General features: G+C 58.5%; 8 protein-coding genes and 3 pseudogenes. 5 read left to right on the forward strand and 6 right to left on the reverse strand.

Annotation, left to right across the window (positions count from 1 at the left end; all coding sequences use genetic code 11):
• The first annotated feature begins 62 nt into the window (after positions 1-62).
• Positions 63-2,204: pseudogene (locus PSES9_RS25750) on the forward strand (acetyl-CoA hydrolase/transferase C-terminal domain-containing protein).
• A gap of 52 nt (positions 2,205-2,256) precedes the next feature.
• Here the strand turns inward: PSES9_RS25750 and PSES9_RS0117805 are convergent.
• Both PSES9_RS0117805 and rep read right to left on the reverse strand, forming a co-directional pair.
• Entirely contained in the window at positions 2,257-2,829 is a 573-nt protein-coding gene (locus PSES9_RS0117805) for a xanthine phosphoribosyltransferase (protein ID WP_010489210.1), read from the reverse strand.
• A gap of 169 nt (positions 2,830-2,998) precedes the next feature.
• Complete coding sequence (gene rep, locus PSES9_RS0117810) at positions 2,999-5,008, reverse strand: DNA helicase Rep (RefSeq protein WP_010489211.1); 2,010 nt, start codon at positions 5,006-5,008, stop codon at positions 2,999-3,001.
• 356 nt (positions 5,009-5,364) lie between these two features.
• Here rep and PSES9_RS0117815 point away from each other — a divergent pair, with 356 nt between their 5' ends.
• Positions 5,365-7,041 (forward strand): putative bifunctional diguanylate cyclase/phosphodiesterase, encoded by a 1,677-nt coding sequence (locus PSES9_RS0117815; RefSeq protein WP_010489212.1) that lies wholly within the window; start codon positions 5,365-5,367, stop codon positions 7,039-7,041.
• Here the strand turns inward: PSES9_RS0117815 and PSES9_RS0117820 are convergent.
• Together PSES9_RS0117820 and PSES9_RS0117825 are read right to left on the reverse strand one after the other, a co-directional pair.
• A complete protein-coding gene (locus PSES9_RS0117820; RefSeq protein ID WP_010489213.1) occupies positions 7,038-8,423 on the reverse strand; it encodes a NorM family multidrug efflux MATE transporter in 1,386 nt (461 codons plus the stop codon). The genes PSES9_RS0117815 and PSES9_RS0117820 overlap by 4 nt on opposite strands.
• Positions 8,424-8,434: 11 nt before the next feature.
• Complete coding sequence (locus tag PSES9_RS0117825) at positions 8,435-9,763, reverse strand: NAD(P)/FAD-dependent oxidoreductase (RefSeq protein ID WP_010489214.1); 1,329 nt, start codon at positions 9,761-9,763, stop codon at positions 8,435-8,437.
• Positions 9,764-9,864: 101 nt separating this feature from the next.
• Between PSES9_RS0117825 and PSES9_RS0117830 the strand changes: the two genes are divergently transcribed.
• The 3 genes and pseudogenes from PSES9_RS0117830 to PSES9_RS25760 form a co-directional block, all read left to right on the forward strand.
• Positions 9,865-10,785: a LysR substrate-binding domain-containing protein gene (locus PSES9_RS0117830; protein ID WP_010489215.1), complete on the forward strand. Its 921-nt coding sequence runs from the start codon at positions 9,865-9,867 to the stop codon at positions 10,783-10,785.
• A gap of 266 nt (positions 10,786-11,051) precedes the next feature.
• Positions 11,052-12,011 (forward strand): annotated as a pseudogene (locus PSES9_RS25755) (Cache 3/Cache 2 fusion domain-containing protein); the annotation flags it as partial.
• Positions 12,012-12,281: 270 nt separating this feature from the next.
• Positions 12,282-12,869: pseudogene (locus tag PSES9_RS25760) on the forward strand (methyl-accepting chemotaxis protein); the annotation flags it as partial.
• A gap of 30 nt (positions 12,870-12,899) precedes the next feature.
• Here PSES9_RS25760 and PSES9_RS0117840 read toward each other — a convergent pair.
• Positions 12,900-14,390: a YifB family Mg chelatase-like AAA ATPase gene (locus PSES9_RS0117840; protein ID WP_010489217.1), complete on the reverse strand. Its 1,491-nt coding sequence runs from the start codon at positions 14,388-14,390 to the stop codon at positions 12,900-12,902.
• 160 nt (positions 14,391-14,550) lie between these two features.
• A complete protein-coding gene (locus PSES9_RS24360) occupies positions 14,551-18,132 on the reverse strand; it encodes an autotransporter family protein (RefSeq protein ID WP_010489218.1) in 3,582 nt (1,193 codons plus the stop codon).
• Between the last annotated feature and the right edge of the window lie 140 nt (positions 18,133-18,272).

The following is an 18,272-nucleotide window of genomic DNA, read 5'->3' on the forward strand; positions in this document are numbered from 1 at the left end:
GGCGTAATTGCGATGCGGGTATAGTCGAACTGGAGAGATCAGCTAAGCGCAAGGAGTGCTTGATGCCGCAATTGTGTTCGATTGATGACGCTGTAGAGCGAGTCCTGCGCGAAATTGACGGGCCTATCCATCTTGGCCTGCCGCTTGGCCTTGGCAAGCCCAATACTTGGGTGAATGCGCTCTACCAGCGCTGCAAACAACTGCCTGAGCGCGAACTCAACATCTACACGGCCCTTTGCCTGGGGCGCCCGCATGCCGAGCAGGGCTTGCAACAACGTTTTTTGCAGCCGTTCGTGGAGCGTGTGTTTGCCGATTACCCCGAGTTGGACTTTCTCGGCGACCTGCGTCGTGGCGAGTTGCCGGCAAATATCCGGGTCGAGCAGTTTTTCATGCAGCCCGCAAGCATGCTCGACAATGACCAGGCGCAGCAAAACTACGTCAGCAGCAATTACAGCCATGCTGCGCGCGATATCAATAGCCGGGGTCTCAATGTCCTGGCGCAACTATTGGCTACTGATCCGCTGCGGCCTTAAAATTTCAGCCTGAGCTGCAACCCGGATATCAACCTTTACCTGTTGCCGATGTTGGAAAAGCGCCGAGCCAATGGCGAGAAAATCCTCTATCTGGCCCAGGTTCATAGCCAACTGCCCTATATGGCGGGTGATGCCGAGATTGCCTGTGAGCGCTTTGACATCCAACTGCAAGACGCTGAGACATCGGCCTTGTTCTCAACCCCCAATATGCCAATCAGCTTGCAAGATCATTGCATTGGCATGCATGCCAGCACCCTGGTGCGCGATGGCGGTACCTTGCAAATTGGCATTGGCTCCATGGGCGATGCGGTCACCGCCGCACTCTTGGCGCGGCATGCCAACAACAGCCAGTACAAGGCGTTGCTTGAAGCATTGAATTGCACACCCGACTGGCACGAGTTGGCGGGGCAGGTTGGTGGCACCGAGGCCTTCGACAAAGGGTTGTACGGCTGCAGCGAGATGTTCGTCAACGGCTTGTTGTTACTGGCTGATGCCGGGGTCATCCGGCGTGCGGTATACCCGGATTTGCTGGTGCAGCAACTGGCCTCTGCCGGGGCGCTGGATGAACAAGGCAGGCCACGCAGTGTCCAGGCCCTGCTTGATGCCGGGTTGCCCTCCAGGCTTGATGAACGCCGCTTGGCCGAGTTGCAGGGCCATGGCTTGCTCACCACTGAAATCCGCCTGGTTGAAGGGCAGCTGGAGCTGCCGTCGGCTTTGGTGCCGGCGGATCTGGCGAACCCACAGACCCAGCACGCCCTGGTCGACTATTTGCGGCCGGCCAATAACGCCGTGGTCTTGCATGGCGGTTTCTTCCTCGGGCCGCGCTCATTCTACGAGCGCTTGAATGAACTGAGCTTCGAGCAACGCCAACGCTATGCCATGACCGGCATCTGCTTTATCAACGAGCTATACGGGCAGGAGCAGTTAAAGCGGTTGCAGCGCCGCGATGCGCGCTTTATCAACACGGCATTTACCATGACCTTGATGGGCGCCGCGGTGTCTGACCAGCTTGAAAACGGTCGTGTGCTCAGTGGCGTTGGCGGCCAGTACAACTTTGTTGCCCAGGGCCATGCGCTTGAAGATGCACGCTCAATATTGCTGCTGCGCAGTTGGCGTGAGGCCGATGGCGAGGTTCGCTCAAATATTGTCTGGACCTATGGCCACGCCACGATTCCACGGCATCTGCGCGATATTGTGATCAGCGAATACGGCATTGCCGATTTGCGCGGCAAAAGTGATTCGCAGGTGATAGAGGCCTTATTGAAGATCAGTGACTCGCGTTTCCAGGCCGAGTTGATCGCGCAAGCGCAAGCCAATGGCAAGCTCGACAAAGCCTTCGAGCTCGATCCTGCCTACCGCAATAACCTGCCCGAACGCCTGGAGGCGTTGCAAACCGAGCATGGCCCATTGTTCGATGAGTTTGCCCTGGGCTGCGATTTCACCCCCGTGGAGCGCGACTTGCTACGCGCCCTGACCTGGCTCAAGCGCAAATTCAAGCTCTCGGAGATATTGCGTCTTGGCAAGGCCACGCTTGAAGCGCCCGAGCCCGAGGCGTTTATGGACCATTTGCAGCGCATGGGCCTGGCTCAGCCAGATGGCTTGCGAGAGGAGTTGTACCAGCGATTGGTATTGGCGGGCTTGCAGGCTACGCAAGGCGTCGGTAAGCGTTGACCGCCAACGCGCTGGCGGGCAGCCCGGCAAGGCCTGCCCGCCAGTGCTGTTCTTACTCGAGAAAGCTGACCTTGCCGTCCGCCAGCGAACTGATACGCGCCAGTGATTCAACGCGAAAACCTTGTTGGTCCAGCTCGTTGCGGCCCACCTGGAATGACTTCTCGATTACCACGCCAATTCCGGCGATGCTGGCTCCAGCCTGCTGGATCACGTCGATCAATGCTTTGGCCGCGCGCCCGTTGGCCAGGAAGTCGTCGATGACCAGCACATGATCATCGGCGGTCAGGTGTTTGGCCGAGACGGCAATGGTGCTTTCTGTCTGCTTGGTAAAGGAGTAGACCTTGGATGTGAGCAGGTTGTCCTTGAGCGTCAGCGACTGGTATTTGCGGGCAAAAATGACCGGAATTCCGAGCTCCAGCCCCGCCATTACTGCCGGAGCAATACCAGAGGCCTCGATGGTGACGATTTTTGTGATCTTCTGGTCGCGAAAGCGGACCGCGAATTCATGTCCAATCTGCTGCATCAGCTTGGGATCAATCTGATGGTTTAAAAAAGCATCGACTTTAAGTACCTGCTCTGAGAGCACAATGCCTTCTTCGCGAATTTTTTGTTTCAGCGCTTCCACGCAACAGCCCTCATTTAGTGTGAAACCCCAGTCTATGCCGGGGTGTTTGCCCTTTGCCTGGCCTTAGGCGTCTCTGAAGTCAGTTGCGCCGGGGCGTTCCGGGATGGAGCGGCCCAGTGCGCAAATTTTCCAAGAGTGCCTGGCCCATAATGGGCGATAGAAAAACCGTCTATTTTTTCAGCATTGCCCGCAGGTCCGCCAGTGCCGCATTGCCACGGGCGGCCTTGACTTCAACCGGGGCTTCTTCCAGACCTTCCCACTGCAAGTCCTCGGGTGGCAACTCATCGAGAAAGCGGCTGGACGTGCAGTCGATTATCTCACCGTATTGTTTGCGCTTGGAAGCGAAGGTGAACGCCAGGGTTTCGCGCGCGCGGGTGATACCAACGTAGGCCAGGCGCCGCTCTTCTTCAATGGTGTCAGCTTCGATACTGGAGCGGTGCGGAAGGATTTCCTCTTCCATGCCGATGATAAATACGTATGGAAACTCAAGGCCTTTGGAGGCATGCAATGTCAGCATCTGCACGCCATCGGCACCTTCTTCCTCCTCTTGCTGGCGTTCGAGCATGTCGCGCAACACCAGCTTGCCAATGGCGTCCTCGATGGTCATGTCGCCATCCTCGTCACGTTCGAGGGTGTTTTTCAACGCCTCGATCAGAAACCAGACATTACCCATGCGCGCATCGGCTACTTTGTCGTTGGAGGCGTTCTGGCGCAGCCAGTTCTCGTAATCGATGTCCATTACCATACTGCGCAACGCCGCGATGGGGTCGTTCTGCGCACACTGCTGGCGTACGCCGTCCATCCAACGGGTAAAGCGTGCCAGACGTTCGGTGAAGCGGCTGTCGAGGTGTTCACCCAAGCCAATTTCGCCCGCCGCCTGGTACATGCTGACCTTACGCTCGGTGGCGTAGTTGCCCAGTTTTTCGAGGGTCGCCGAGCCTATCTCGCGGCGAGGCACGTTGATCACCCGTAAAAAGGCATTGTCGTCATCGGGGTTCACCAGCAGGCGGAAATAGGACATCAAATCCTTCACCTCCTGGCGGGCGAAGAAGCTGGTGCCGCCGCTGAGGCGATAAGGAATCTGGTGATGCTGGAGCTTGAGCTCCATCAGCTTGGCCTGGTAATTACCACTATAAAGGATGGCGGAGTCGTTGTAGGGGCGATCGGTGGGCAGGTGCAGGGTGAGAATTTCCATGGCCACGCGCTCGCACTCGGCGTCTTCGTTGCGGCAACGGATTACGCGAATCTCATCACCCACGCCCATTTCGCTCCAGAGTTGTTTCTCGAAGGCGTGTGGATTATTGGAAATCAGGGTGTTGGCACACCTGAGGATGCGGCTGGTGGAGCGGTAGTTCTGCTCCAGCATGACAATCTTCAGTGAGGGGTAGTCTTCCTTGAGCAGCATCAGGTTTTCCGGCCGCGCACCCCGCCAGGCATAGATCGACTGGTCGTCATCCCCAAACACGGTGAACTGGTTGGGGGTGGCGACCAGGAGTTTTACCAGCAAATACTGGCTGGGGTTGGGGTCTTGGTATTCGTCGACCAGCAGGTAGCGAATTCGGTTCTGCCATTTTTCCAGGATGTCGGCATGTTCCTGAAACAGCTTTACTGGCATCAGGATCAGGTCATCGAAGTCGACTGCGTTATAGGCCTTCAAGGTGCGCTGGTAATGCAGGTAGACGATGGCCGCGGTCTGTTCTTTAGGGGTGCGTGCTTCGGCCAGTGCCTGATCGGGCAGTATCAGGTCGTTTTTCCATGAGCCGATGTAGTTCTTGATCTCGTCAATGCCGTCATCACCGGCATACTCTTTTTGCATGATATCGCTGAGCAGCGCCTTGATATCACCTTCGTCGAAGATCGAGAACCCTGGCTTATAACCCAGGCGTGCGTATTCCTTGCGGATAATGTTCATGCCCAGGTTATGAAAGGTCGAAACCGTCAGCCCCCGCGCTTCGGCGCCTTTAAGCAGCGTGCCGACGCGTTCTTTCATCTCGCGCGCGGCCTTGTTGGTAAAGGTCATGGCGACAATGTGGCTCGCGCGAATACCGCAGTTCTGCACCAGGTGGGCGATCTTGCGGGTGATGACGCTGGTCTTGCCGGAGCCAGCACCGGCGAGCACCAAAAGAGGGCCGCCGACGTAGTTCACGGCTTCCTGCTGCCGAGGGTTCAGTCGGGACATTACAGTTATCACATGGAGAGTGGGCGCGCATTTTAACAGGCTCAGCGCTTTGTGCCTCGACCTTCTGGAACTGTGTGTTAGCGCACGGAGTTAGATCAGGCGGGCTTGGTTCTTCTGTGAATTACAGTAGTCTGCGTGGCGATAACATGCATTCGTATGGTGGTTGAAGGTCAGTGGCGTTTGATCGTGGTCAATTAGCTCCTACGCCAACCGGGTAACCTCATCTGAGGGGTACTTGTCGAAGGCTCTACTTTAGAGCAGGATGCGTGAGCACAGCAGGGATGTGCGGACTAGACGCCAAAAATGGCGCATTTGGCGAGGATGCCACTGCATTATTTTGTCTTTGGGGAGGTTGTTTGTCTGCGTTCGTCGAGCCCTTAACGCTGATCCTGCTTGCCGAGGATTCCTCATGGCCTGCGCTCTTGCATGAGTGCCTGCTGCCTTGGGGCGGAGCGTATTCGATTATTTCAGCCGCCTCATGGAGCATCGCGCGTAACCTGTACGGCAACCATGGCAACACCCTCCTGTTGACCACGCCGAGCCACCAGTCTTCTCTGGTTTTTTGTCCGTTGCTGTTTTTCTTGTTGTTCGAGCAGGAGCCTCTCGATGAGCCCCAAGGTATCAACCATTGGCTGGTCCGCTCACAACTGACCCCGGATGTACTGCGGCGTTGCTTGCGTTATGTGCAAGAGCACGGTTCGCTCAAGCATACCCTCAACCGTTTGGCCGAGCAGGATGCGCTCACGGGAATTGCCAACCGCCAAGGGTTCCAGACCCTGCTCACCGCCCGGCTAGCGGCGGCCGATAGCCGGGGCCTGGCGCTTGGCCATCTGGATTTGGATAACTTTCGGCATGTAAACGATGCCTTGGGGTTTCAGGCCGGCGACAACCTGATCCTGCAAGTGGTGGCGCGGCTCAAGTCGGTCCTGCAATCGGGGGATCAAATAGCACGCTTGGGCAGCGACGAGTTTGCGGTGCTGCTCGATACCCGACGGGACGCACTGCGCGCAGAGCGCTTTGCCGAGCGGGTAACCGAAGTGTTGGCCGAGCCCTATTGGGTCGATGGCGAGAGCCTGATGCTCGGTTGCAGCCTTGGGCTTGCACACGCCCGGGCGAATGCGGGGCCTGATCCGCTGATGTGGCACGCGCACATTGCCATGCAGCAGGCGAAGAACCAGCAAGGTTGCACCTCGTATATTTATGATGAGCGGATCAATCACAACGCGCGTAGCCAGGCAGATCTCGAAAGCGAATTGCGCCGTGCGCTGCGCCGCGATGAACTGGAGCTGCATTATCAACCGCGCCTTTGCCTGAAAACCGGCAACATTGTTGGGCTTGAGGCCTTGGTGCGTTGGCGCCACGCTACCCGTGGCCTGCTTGCGCCCAATGAATTTGTGCCGCTGGCCGAAGAAAGCGGCCTTATCGTGCCGCTCGGCTACTGGGTCATCTCCCGTGCCCTGCGTGACATGCAGTGGCTGGGTGGGCGTGGGCTGGAGCCGCTGCATATGGCGGTCAACCTGTCATTCCGCCAGTTCCAGGACAGCCAGCTGCTGCCAACGCTCAAGCGCTTGATCGATGAGCGCGGGATTGATGCCCAGTGGCTTGAGTTTGAGCTGACCGAAACCGCCATCATGCGCCGCAGCGATCATGTGCGCCAGACCATGCTGGCCTTGGGAGAGTTGGGCGTGCGTTTCTCGCTGGATGATTTTGGCACTGGATTCTCTTCGTTCGTCCACCTCAACAGCCTGCCGATCACCTTGCTGAAGATCGACAAGAGTTTTGTCGGCGGCATGTGCGAACGCTCGGAGAACCGCCTGCTGGTGCGGGCCATGATTAACTTGGCACACAACCTCAACTTGCAGGTGGTCGCCGAAGGCGTTGAAAACGCCGAGCAACTCGCCATGTTGCGTCAGTTCGGTTGTGACCAGGCGCAGGGCTTCCTAATCAGCAAGCCCATTGCTCTGAGTGAGTTGGCGAAATTTCTGGTCTACGGCGTACGAAATGTACTGCCGGGCATGAGCCAGAAGAACTAGGCCAAGTTGCTGCAGGTCTCGACCGGGTCTTGCTTGAGCATCCGCGCGGTTTTCCATTCAAAGCCCAGGCTTAGGCTGATGGCTGCGCAGGCAAGACCGCTGGCTAAACCCCACCACACACCTGCCGCGCCCCAGTCGAAGACAAATGTCAGGGCCCAGGCCATGGGCGCACCAATCAGCCAATAGCAGGCCAGGCCGGTGTAGAAGGTGGTCTTGGCGTCCTTGAGTCCGCGAATCGCACCCATGGCAATGGTTTGAATACCATCAAACAGCTCAAACCAGGCCGCAATCGCCAACAAGCTGATGGCCAGCGCGATAATCGACTCAAATGCCGGGTCATTGCGGTCGAGAAACAAGCCAATCACCCATTGCGGCGCGAGCCAGAACAGCAAGGCAAAGCCGAGCATGCAGGTGGCGCCAAACATGATGCCCAGTCGACCGCTGCGCCGCGCCTCAAGCAAGCGACCAGCGCCATAATGCTGGCCAATCCGGAAGGTCACCGCATAGGAAATGCCGACTGGCACCATAAAGGCGACATACACCGATTGCAGGGCAATTTGATGGGCGGCCATCTGCGTACTGCCCAGCGCGCCCATGCACAGCGCCGCAAAGGCAAATAGCCCTGACTCCACCGCATAGGTGCCGCCAATGGGTAAGCCAAGGCGGATAAGTTCCTTGAGTTCTTGCCAGTCTGGCTGCCAGACGCCTCGCTGCAGTGGGTAGGCGCTATAGGCGCGGTGATGCATCACATGCCAGGCCAGAATCAAGGCCATGGCGCTCATGACCAGCGAGGTGAACAGGCCGATACCAGCCAGGCCCAACTGCGGCAGGCCAAACCAACCTCTGATCAGGGCGTAGTTCAGAATGAAATTGGCCAGCGCGCCTCCAATGCTGATGGCCATGACCGGCCCGGGACGACCGATTGCACTGGTGAAGCCGCGCAGCGCCATAAAGGTCATGTAGCCGGGCAGGGCGAATACCAGGGTTGAGAGAAAGTGCATGGCGCGCTCAACGTTTTCCGGCGTTTGCTGCGCATGCCTCAGGGCCGGTTCGAGGTTCCACAGTATCAGCCCCGCCAGCAGGGCCAAGCCCCAGCCCATCCACAAGCCGTTCTGGGTCAGGCGGGTTACACCTGCCGCATCCGCAGAACCGTGGCGGATGGCAACCAGGTTGCCCACTGCACCTATGGCCCCAACACAGAAAATCGAGACAAACGAATAACACGCTGCGCCGAGCCCGCCGCCGGCCAGTTCTTGAGGGCCAAGCAGGCCCATCATCACCGTGTCGGTGAAGACCATCAATACATGTGCCAATTGCGCCGCTACCAGTGGGCCTGATAGAGGCAAAATAGCCAGCAATTCAATACGGTTTGGCCTCGACATGCAGGGTTTCTTCAGAAAAGTGAATGGGGTTTGCCTGCGCTGCCATCAGCAAAGCGGCCGCTACGAAATGCGCTTACATCGAGTGATGTGTTGCCCTGCGTGACCCATTGCGCCATCAACTGACCGACAATTGGGCCCATGGCGAAGCCATGGCCGCAAAAACCAGTCGCAATCAGCAGGCCGGGGATTTGGCTGGGCGCATCGAGTACAGGTATGCCGTCGGGCAAGACATCGATAAAACCGGCCCAGCTTTCTATGACGCGCACCTCATGCAAAGCCGGGAAGGCGCGCGCCAAGGCTTTTTCCGCGGCGCGAACACGGCTGGGCTCGGGCCTGGCGTGTGGGTCGCGTTCGCCGAGCACCTTGTTTTCACCCCGTAGGCGCAACTTTATGTCATGCAGCAGCGCGCCATTGAGGTGGAAGCGGAAGCTGCGGTGATGCTCTGGCAATAAGGGCAGGTACCAAGAAGCGCCGCGGATGAAGTCCAGGTTCAGGTCTATGTCGGCTTGTGCTTCATCCGCCAGGTTGAGACTGCCGTCGGCGCGTTGCCGGATGCCAATGCCGTGGCCGATAAAACTACAGCCGCCAATGTCGGGCACCGGGCTGGTGCGCGAGACAGTGCTGCGCAGCGCCTGCTGTGGAAGCTCAAGTCCAAGCGGAGCCAGCAACCGCCAACTGCTGGCCCCGGCCGCGACCAGTACGCGGCTGGTCTTCACATAGCCGCGTTCGGTTTGCACGCCACAAACCGAGCCGCTTGCTCGATCGATCGCGGTCACCCCGCACCCTTCGGCAAATACCACACCGGCCTCGGACGCGCGTAATGCATAGCCCGGAGTTCCCCGGCGCGGCTCTGCCTGGCCGTCACTGGCGGTGAACAGCCCGCCTTTTGCCGGATTGGCCAGCGCAGGCAATCTGGCAGCGACTTCACGGCTGCTGAGCAAACGGGTGTCGAGGCCATGGCTGGCGGCGACATCCAGCCAGTCATGGTACTGACGCAGGTGTTCATCATTTTCAGCCAAGTACATGCAGCCGTCCTGACGCCACTCCAAAGGTAACTGCAACTCATGCTCAAGCTGTTTCCACAACTCCATGGCAGCCATCATCAATGGCACTTCGGCCGGGTCGCGCGCCTGTTGACGCACAAAGCCCCAGGCCCGGGTCGATTGCTGGCTGGCCAGCCCCGCTTTGTCGCAGACCAACACCGACAAGCCCTTTTGCCGCAAGTAGTAGGCCGTTGCGCAGCCCATGATGCCTGAGCCGGCAATGACAATATCAACTTCGCGTGGCAGCGCGGCAGCACTGCTGATGGCGGGGTGGAGAGGGTAGCTGCCATGGGACATAAGTGGAGGCCAGGTTGAGTATTGAGCTGTGCAGTATGTGAAATTGATGGCACATGCTGCAAAATGAAAATACCTCTGTTTAGTATGAGTTTTAGTTATCCATGAGTCGCAAGCTAGCGCCTTTGTACGCGTTGCGCGCCTTTGAGACGGCCGCGCGCCACGGCTCATTCACCCAGGCCGGTGAAGAACTGGCGATCACGCAAAGCGCGGTTAGCCGCCACGTGCGCACGCTTGAGGAGTATTTCGACTGTCGTCTATTCGAGCGTTGTGGGCGCAGTCTCAAGCTCACTGAACCCGGTCGCACCTTGCTCCCTGGCCTGCGTGAAGGTTTCGATGCGCTTGAGCGTTCCTGTGCACCCTTGCAGGCGGATGATGGGGTGTTGCGCCTGAAGGCGCCGTCGACCTTGACCATGCGCTGGTTGCTGGCGCGGCTTTCGCGGTTTCGCATGCTCAGCAGTGATATCGAAGTGCAACTGACCAGTGCCTGGATGGATGTCGATAAAGTCGACTTCTTGCACGAGCCCTTTGACTGCGCGGTACTGCTGAGCAGCGGAAACTTTGCCGATGACTGGGAAAGTGAGTTGCTATTCGCCGAATGGCTGATCCCGGTGTGCGCCGTCGATGTCCTGGGCGATGGTGCTTGGGACCTGGCACAACTGCAAAGCGCCGAGTTGCTCCACCCAACGCCTGATCGCCGTGATTGGCGCCAGTGGCTGCAGGCCATGAATCTGGCTGACAAGGTCCCGCTGCGTGGCGGTCAGGTGTTCGACACCCTGGAGTTGGGTATGGTCGCGGCCGCGCGCGGTTACGGGGTGTCGATCGGTGATCTGGTCATGGTCGCAGAGGATGTGGCGCAAGGCCGCCTCGGCTTGCCCTGGCCAGCAGCGGTACCCAGTGGTTCCAGCTATTACCTGGTCTGGCCCAAGGCGCGGCGTAACCAGGAACGTTTCCAGCGCTTGCGCGACTATCTGGTCAGTGAAGTCGCGGCAATGCAGCTACCACAGGTCGAGTGGATCAAATAATCGGCTGAGTGGCGCTTAAGTTCTGGGGGGCGGGGCCGATTAAGCCGACAGACTAGTGATGCATCCTTTGCTATGGGTGCTCAGGTGTATTTTTTGTCGGAGCTTTCATGAACCCCTCTCGTTCCTCTATCACTCGGCAGCTGGCGTTGGCCTTGGCTATTATCCTGACTGTGTTGATTAGCCTCAGCACTGTGTTCGCCTTGCGCTCTTTGAGTGATGCCAACGTGGCGATCCGTGAAGAGCACCTGGCCAGCGAGTCGCGTTTGATGGCTGACCAGTTAGCGACCTTCAACGCTAGTTTGCTTGAGAGCACGCAGCGCCTCGCGGGCCTGTTCGAGAAGCGCTACAGCTCGGGGCTGGTGGTTAAACCCGATGAGCGAATAGACGTGGTCGGGGTGCAGACGCCTGCGTTGTATGCCGACGGCAACTTGCTGAACAATGCCTTTGAGCGCGTTGATGAGTTCAAGAACCTGACCGCCGGGGTGGCCACCGTATTTGTCCGCGACGGTTCCGAGTTTGTTCGGGTTACCACCTCGTTAACCAAGCAGGACGGTAGTCGTGCCATCGGCACAGCGCTGGATCACAATCATCCAGCCTACCAGCGCCTGCTCCAGAACGAGAGTTATGTGGGCCGTGCATTGCTGTTCGACCGCGCCTACATGACCCAGTACACACCGGTCACCGATAGCCAGGGGCAAGTGATTGCGGTGTTGTTTGTCGGCTTTGACTATACCGATACGCAAAACGATCAGTTTGCTGCGCTGAAGAACTTCCGCATTGGCAAGGCCGGTTCACTGGCAATCTTCGATTCCAGCGGCAAATGGTTGGTTGCTCCTTTCGCTGCGCAGAAGGCCGATTCAGCCCCGGCGAAACTGATAGAGCACTCCAGCAACCCAAGCCAGGGCATGGTTTGGAGTGATGGCCAGCAAGAATTCTACAGCGTTAGCGCACCTTTCAGCGCTGGCGGTTGGCAAGTGGTGGCGAGCATGCCCATGGCTGAAATCCAGGCCGTGACCTGGTCGCTCGGTTGGCAACTGGCGATTGGTAGCCTGCTGGCGCTGGTCTTGGCCGTTGGTGCGGTGATCTGGTTGCTGCGCCGTAAATTGCGACCGCTTGGCCAGTTGGTCAAGCAAGCTCACGCGCTGGGAGCTGGTGACTTGAGTGCACGTTCAACCATTAGTGGCAATGATGAAATCAGTGACCTTGCCACCAGTTTCAATCAAATGGGTGAAGCGCTGGCGAGCATGGTTTCGCGTATTCGCAGCTCGGCCCAGGCCGTTAGCAGCCGCGCCCAAGCATTGTCGGGACTTTCCAGCGGCGCCTATGAAGGGATAGAACAACAGTCGGGGGAGATCACCAGTATGGCCGGTGCGGTCGAAGAGTTCAGTGCAACATCCCTGAATATCGCCGACAATATGCGCCAGACCGAACGCCTGGCCAGTGATAACGCACAGCAGACCAACATCGGCCGCAGCTCGATGGACGAGGCGTCAAAGGCGCTGGAACAAATAGCGCATTCATTGGATGCTACATCGGCGGTTATCAATACTTTGGGCCAGCGTTCGCAGGAGATCGGCGGTATTGTCAGCGTGATCACTTCGATTGCCGAGCAAACCAATTTGCTGGCTCTCAACGCAGCGATTGAAGCAGCGCGCGCAGGGGAGCAAGGTCGTGGTTTCGCCGTGGTTGCTGATGAAGTCCGTAGTTTGGCAGGCCGTACCCGTGATGCGACAACAGAAATTTCCAGCATGATCGGCAGTATCCAGACTGAAACAGCCACTGCCATCAGCACCATGCAGCAAGGCCAGTCGTTGATGAACGAAGGCTTGCAGCTCAATTCTCGGGTTGTGGAGGCACTGGCGCAAATTGCCGAGCAGACCAGCATGGCCGGAGAGCAGTTTGCCTCTATTACCACCGCCACTTCAGAGCAAAGTAGCACCGCTACGGCCTTGAGCAGTAATCTGCAAAGTATCGCCCTGGCCAATAACGAGCAGCACCAGGTGATCTCCAACCTGGCCGAAACGGCCCGCGAGCTTGATGGCCTGGCGGGTGAGCTGCGCAATGAGGTCGGGCGTTTTCAGTAGCGCCAGGCCGATATGGCTACTGCGTTAGGTCTAGGCATGACCGCGATACTGCATGGCTTCGGCCAGGTGCTGGCGGTTTATGTCTGCGACGCCCTCAAGATCGGCCAGGGTTCTTGCGACCTTGAGCACGCGGTGAGCGGCGCGTAGGGATAAGGCCAGTCGCTCGCAGGCGGTTTCCAGCCATAGCTGGTCCGCCGCCTGCAGCGGGCAGTGCTGGCGCAGCCCTGGCAGGTCCAGAAATGCATTGGCGCAGCCCTGGCGCTGCATTTGCCGTTTACGGGTGCTGGCAACATGGGCGGCGCTGGTGGCGGTTTCACTGGTGGTGCTTTCAGGTACAAGCAGGGCTGTTGCCTCGCGGGCCACAGTGACGTGTAAATCAATGCGGTCGAGCAGCGGGCCGGAGAGTTTGGCCCGGTAGCGTTGAATCTGCTCGCTACTGCAACGGCAGCGCCCGCTGGGGTCGCCAAGAAAACCACAGGGGCAAGGGGTCATGGCCGCAACCAGTTGGAATCGGGCCGGGAAGCGCACCTTGTCGCGAGCGCGGGCGATCACGATATGACCGCTTTCCAGCGGTTCGCGCAATACCTCAAGGACCTTGCGATCAAACTCAGGCAGTTCGTCGAGAAACAGCACGCCATGGTGAGCAAGGGTTATTTCGCCGGGTTGTGGCCGGCTGCCGCCGCCGACCAATGCCGGACCGGATGCGCTGTGGTGGGGATTGCGAAAAGGTCGTTGTGGCCAGGCGGTCATTGGCCTGTGGCTGGCGACTGAATGAATGCCTGCCACTTCCAGCGCTTCTTGCTCGTCAAGCGGTGGCAGCAAACCGGGCAGGCGGCTGGGGAGCGGGGTTTTGCCAGTGCCAGGCGGGCCACTAAAGAGCAGGTTATGGGAGCCGGCAGCGGCCACCAGTAATGCACGCTTTGCCGTCAACTGGCCCTGAACTTCGGATAAGTCCGGGTAGGGTTGGGGCTGGCGCAGCAGGCCTTGTGATTGGTATGGCGCAATCAGCTCCAGGCCATTGAAATGGGCAGCCAGCTGCAATAAGTGCTCGGTTGCAATTATGTTCAGGCCGGAAGCGAGACTGGCCTCTTCCGCGTTGGCGCTGGGCACCACGAGAGTGCGTCCGCTGGCCCGAGCAGCCAGGGCGGCCGGCAATACTCCCTGGACCGGACGAACCTCTCCGGATAACGCCAGTTCACCCAGGCATTCGATATCTTCAAGTGCGCTTGCCGGTATTTGCCCGCTTGCGGCGAGAATCCCCAAGGCGATTGCCAGGTCGAAACGACCACCATCCTTAGGTAAATCGGCCGGGGCCAGATTGAGCGTGATTCGCCGTGGTGGGAACTCAAATGCAGAGTTGAGGATGGCGCTGCGTACTCGGTCCTTGCTTTCTTTTACCGCTGTTTCGGGTAAACCGACCAATGCCAGTGATGGCAAACCATTGGCAAGGTGCGCCTCGACGGTGACAGTTGGCGCATCAACACCCACCTGGGCACGGCTGTGGACTATGGCCAGTGACATCGTTCGCTCCTTGAAGTCTGGGCTATCGCTTCCTGCGATATTTCGAGCGTAGCAGGTTGCGCTGGAGTGGTGCGCAACCGGTTAGTTCAGTTATGCAGCGGTGTTGAGCAATAAAAAACGGAGCTTGAGGGCTCCGTTTTTCGTTATCGGTGACTGAGGGTCAAAATCTCAGGCGCATGCCGACGGTGCCGTTGACGGCCGTGCTGTCGCCGAAATTATTCACGGATGAGTCGACAGACACCTCGCCGTAGAGCGAGAGCTTGTCTTCATTCCAGTTGTAGCTTCCGCCCACGCCGAGGCCAGTCCAGAGCCGCTCTGGACGATTTTTAAGCTTTACGTCGGCAACATCAACCTTGGTGCCATCGAGGAACTCGTAGTACAGGTTGCTGATTGCGTAGACATGGCTACGGCGGATCTTGTTGGTGTCGTCCAGCCAACGGCTGTCATGATCCAGCGAAACACCCAGGCGTGAGCGCAGGCTGTCGGCAGAGTCCAATGAGGTGTGGGTGTTGAACTCATCGGTAAAGCTGTCGAAATCAACTTTGGAGTAGATCAACTGTGCCTGGGGCGTCAGGCTCAGGGTTTCGTTGAGCTTAAGTTGCTTGCCGCTCTCGACCGAGAAGGGGTAGCCGAAACCATCATTGTCCGAGGCTAACTGATGATCTGTTTCGTCAGAGTCGATATCGGTTTTGTACCAGGTTGCCGAGGCTTGCGAGTTAATATAGAAACCATTTTCCTGCAGCCAGGTTAGCGTCAGGCCGACACCATAACCACGGCTGTCGATATTGCCATCCCCGAAAAACGATTCAACCTGGGACGACGAGGTGCCGTAGTGCGCAGTTAGCCCGCCAATCAGCTTGTTGCCTTGTTGGTCTTCATTCAGCAAGGCGTCGAGGCCAGCCTGCATTTTCCAGCGATTGGTTGTTGAGTCGGCATCGATCGTTCCGGCATTGGGCCTGTTACGCTGGTAGCTGCCCTCCACACGGGCCCAGCCTGCGCCGTTTTCGATGTAGGTCTGCTCGCCGTCAATACTGGTGGTTGTACGGCCTTGAGCCGTGCCGTCGGCGGCATGCCAGTAGCGATTGCCGACACGCTGTTGCATGGTCGGCAGGCTGTTCATGTCGAGCAACGCTTGGCCATATTGTTGATAGAGTGCAGCGCTAGGGCTATAGCGCGGCTCGCTCGGCGTCACTGGCACCAGCGGATCGACAGGAGTATCGGGGGAGGCGGTAATGGCCGAGGTCAGGGACCAGTCGCCAGTTTCTGTCTTGTGCAGCGTGTAGGCATAGGCGCCGGCGACAACGGCTTGTTGGTTGTCCTTGGTAATGTAGTCGCCATTGAGTGCGAAGACCCCGTTTGAGTTTCCGGCGACCTGCACCACTTCGATGCCATTGCCGGTCTGGGCGCCGCTGCCGCCGAGGTTGTTGACGCTAAGCCTGGTGCTGCCGGTTGAGTCGCCCTGAATCACCAGCTTGTCTGTTGGCGAGTTATCGCCGCCGAGTACAGTGTCGATTTTCAGGCTGGCGTCTTGCCCGTGGTAATTGCCGGAGGCGTCGCCTGGATTGGTTGCGATGACAAAACGATCACCTGCGCTGTTGTTTTGCAGGTCGATGGTGCCACTATTGTTCACGTCGCCGCTGACGGTAAAGCTCGACTGGCGGGCGCGCAGGGTTGCACCCTGATTGATGATCAGCCCGCGCTCTGTTGCATTGTCGCTGCTGCCAACGCTGAGACCTGGAGAGTCGAAGTTGATGCGGGCACCTGCATCGAGAACCACTGTTTCCCAGTTCTGCAGGCTATCCGCAGCGATATTTCGTTCGCCACCGGCAAAGCTCAGGCTGTCGTTCACCCCTTCGCCACCATCGAAAAGACTGACTCTTGTGATGTCTGCGCCATCTTCAATGGTTGCGCGGTCGTCGCCCTTACCCATGATGACGCTGCCGTTGGTCACGCTGCCGGCCAACAGGTTCAGTTGGTCGTCGCCGGCATTGGTGAGTATGTCTCCAGTGATAGTGCCCGCGCTGGTGATAGTGCTGTTGCCACTGCCGTCGAGAATGGCGATTCCCGAGGCGGCGCTAACCTTGGCCGTTGCACCAAGCTCAAGGCTACCGTTGGCTTGGGTGCTGGTTCTGATGCCTGCGCCCTGGCCGCTGCCGCCAATCAATGTGCCGGCCGCCTTGATTGCATAGCGTTGCTCTGGCGATACGGCCTCGGCCACCAGCGCCGAAGCATTTTCGCCGCTGGCCTGAGCGCTCGCCGTTGCGCCCTGGTTGATGTTCACATCGCCGCTAATCGAGTATCCATAGAGGCCATGGCTGCCATTTCCCGTGGTGCTGACCGTGCCACCACTTTGGTTGATGGTGCTGTTACCTGAGCCGGTGGCTTCAGCCAGGATCCCGTGACTAAGCTGCTGCCGTTCACCGGTGCCGCTGGTGGTGACACTGCCGCCAGACTGGTTGATGGTGACATTGCCTTTGCTCAACGGATCGCTCTGCGCCAGCAAGCCGACGGCGCTATTACCTCTGGTGGTGACGCTGCCGCCGCTGAAGTTGATGATGCTGTCATTGTCGATCCTGCTGGCAGCGTTGTTATCCGCCTGAACAGCGATGCCTTCGGCTTCTTCGGCAAAGGTGAGGATACTGCCGCCACTCATGTCGACTTGAGCGACGCCCGGGCCGCCGCGGACCAGCGCGAAAGCGCCCTCGGAGTCATAGCCGCTGTTGGTGGTGCCGGTGGTAATAGTGCCTGCGCCAATCAGGATGCGTGCATCACCGCTGCTGTTCTGTACGCGCAAGGCGTCTGAGGCATCGCCCAGCGTGACCAGGCTGGCGCCGGGCGTATTGAACACAATTGTCGAGTCCTTGGCGTTGCGGGTATTGCCACCTGCGCTGTCGATGATCACATTGGCACCTTCGGCGACGTATATACCTTCGCTGTTGTCGCCGCTGACCTGGATATCGACCTGCTCACCGGTGACCACCACGGCGTTATCCTCGCCCGTGGCAATAATGCCAAAGGATTCGGAGCGGCTTCTGAGGTTGGTCAGCTCGATTTGTGAGCCTGGTGTGCCGTTGGCTTCAATCGCGCGGCTGACCACATCAAGCTGGGTGTCGCCTTGAACCCTGATGCTTGCGCCGTTGCTTGCGCGTAAACCCTGCCCGAGTCTTACCGCAGCCTTATTGCTGGTTCCTGCGCGCCCGCGCGAGACGGCATCGAGGTTGCCTTTAAGCAAAATGTTGCCTCGGTTGGCGTCAATCGCGATGGCATCCGCCTGGGTGGTGATCAGGCGGGTATCGCCGCCGACGACAATCGAGCCGCCCAGGGTCGAGCGTAGAAGTTGACCGGTTTCGGTGCCTTCTGCGCCGTTCAGGATGCTGGTAAGGCTGCCTTCGATATTCAAGGCAGCATCGCGGGCAAATACCACGGCGCGATTACCATCAGGCGTACTTGGCAAAACCTCGGCGCTGACCTCTGGAGCGGTCAGCGTCAGCGAGCTTTTGGCGCTGCTGCGGATTGGTACATTGATGGTGTCGGAGCTAAAGCTTGTTCCGGCGCTGGTGCAGGTCGAGCCTTCGGTGGCGCCTATTCCTGGCCGGTTGACACAGGCTGCATAGGCGCTGCTGGAGCCGCCAAGGACCAAGACCAGCAGGGCGCTGAATGAGACGCTCTGGAGAGCATTGCCTTGGCGTCCTGCCCTTAGGTTAAAGGTCAGGGGGGCGTTGTCTTTTGTAGTCCGCTTCATAATCGACTTCCTCTGTCGTTATCTTCGAGGCGCATCGGGGCCGCACAGATCCATCTGCTATCAAGGCCTGATGTTGAAAGTTGATTTTATTCAGGGGCGTAGCGAGCAGGGGCTGTTCGCAAGAATTGTTAAGATTTTCA

It is taken from the genome of Pseudomonas sp. S9 (genome assembly GCF_000222125.1).
GTDB lineage: Bacteria > Pseudomonadota > Gammaproteobacteria > Pseudomonadales > Pseudomonadaceae > Aquipseudomonas > Aquipseudomonas segetis.

Bases quoted from the DNA above. Each gene is read 5' to 3' on its own strand.
- PSES9_RS0117830 (WP_010489215.1), top strand. From the start codon at position 9,865: ATGAGTCGCAAGCTAGCGCCTTTGTACGCGTTGCGCGCCTTTGAGACG.
- PSES9_RS0117840 (WP_010489217.1), bottom strand. From the start codon at position 14,390: ATGTCACTGGCCATAGTCCACAGCCGTGCCCAGGTGGGTGTTGATGCG.
- PSES9_RS0117825 (WP_010489214.1), bottom strand. From the start codon at position 9,763: ATGTCCCATGGCAGCTACCCTCTCCACCCCGCCATCAGCAGTGCTGCC.
- PSES9_RS0117820 (WP_010489213.1), bottom strand. From the start codon at position 8,423: ATGTCGAGGCCAAACCGTATTGAATTGCTGGCTATTTTGCCTCTATCA.
- PSES9_RS24360 (WP_010489218.1), bottom strand. From the start codon at position 18,132: ATGAAGCGGACTACAAAAGACAACGCCCCCCTGACCTTTAACCTAAGG.
- rep (WP_010489211.1), bottom strand. From the start codon at position 5,008: ATGTCCCGACTGAACCCTCGGCAGCAGGAAGCCGTGAACTACGTCGGC.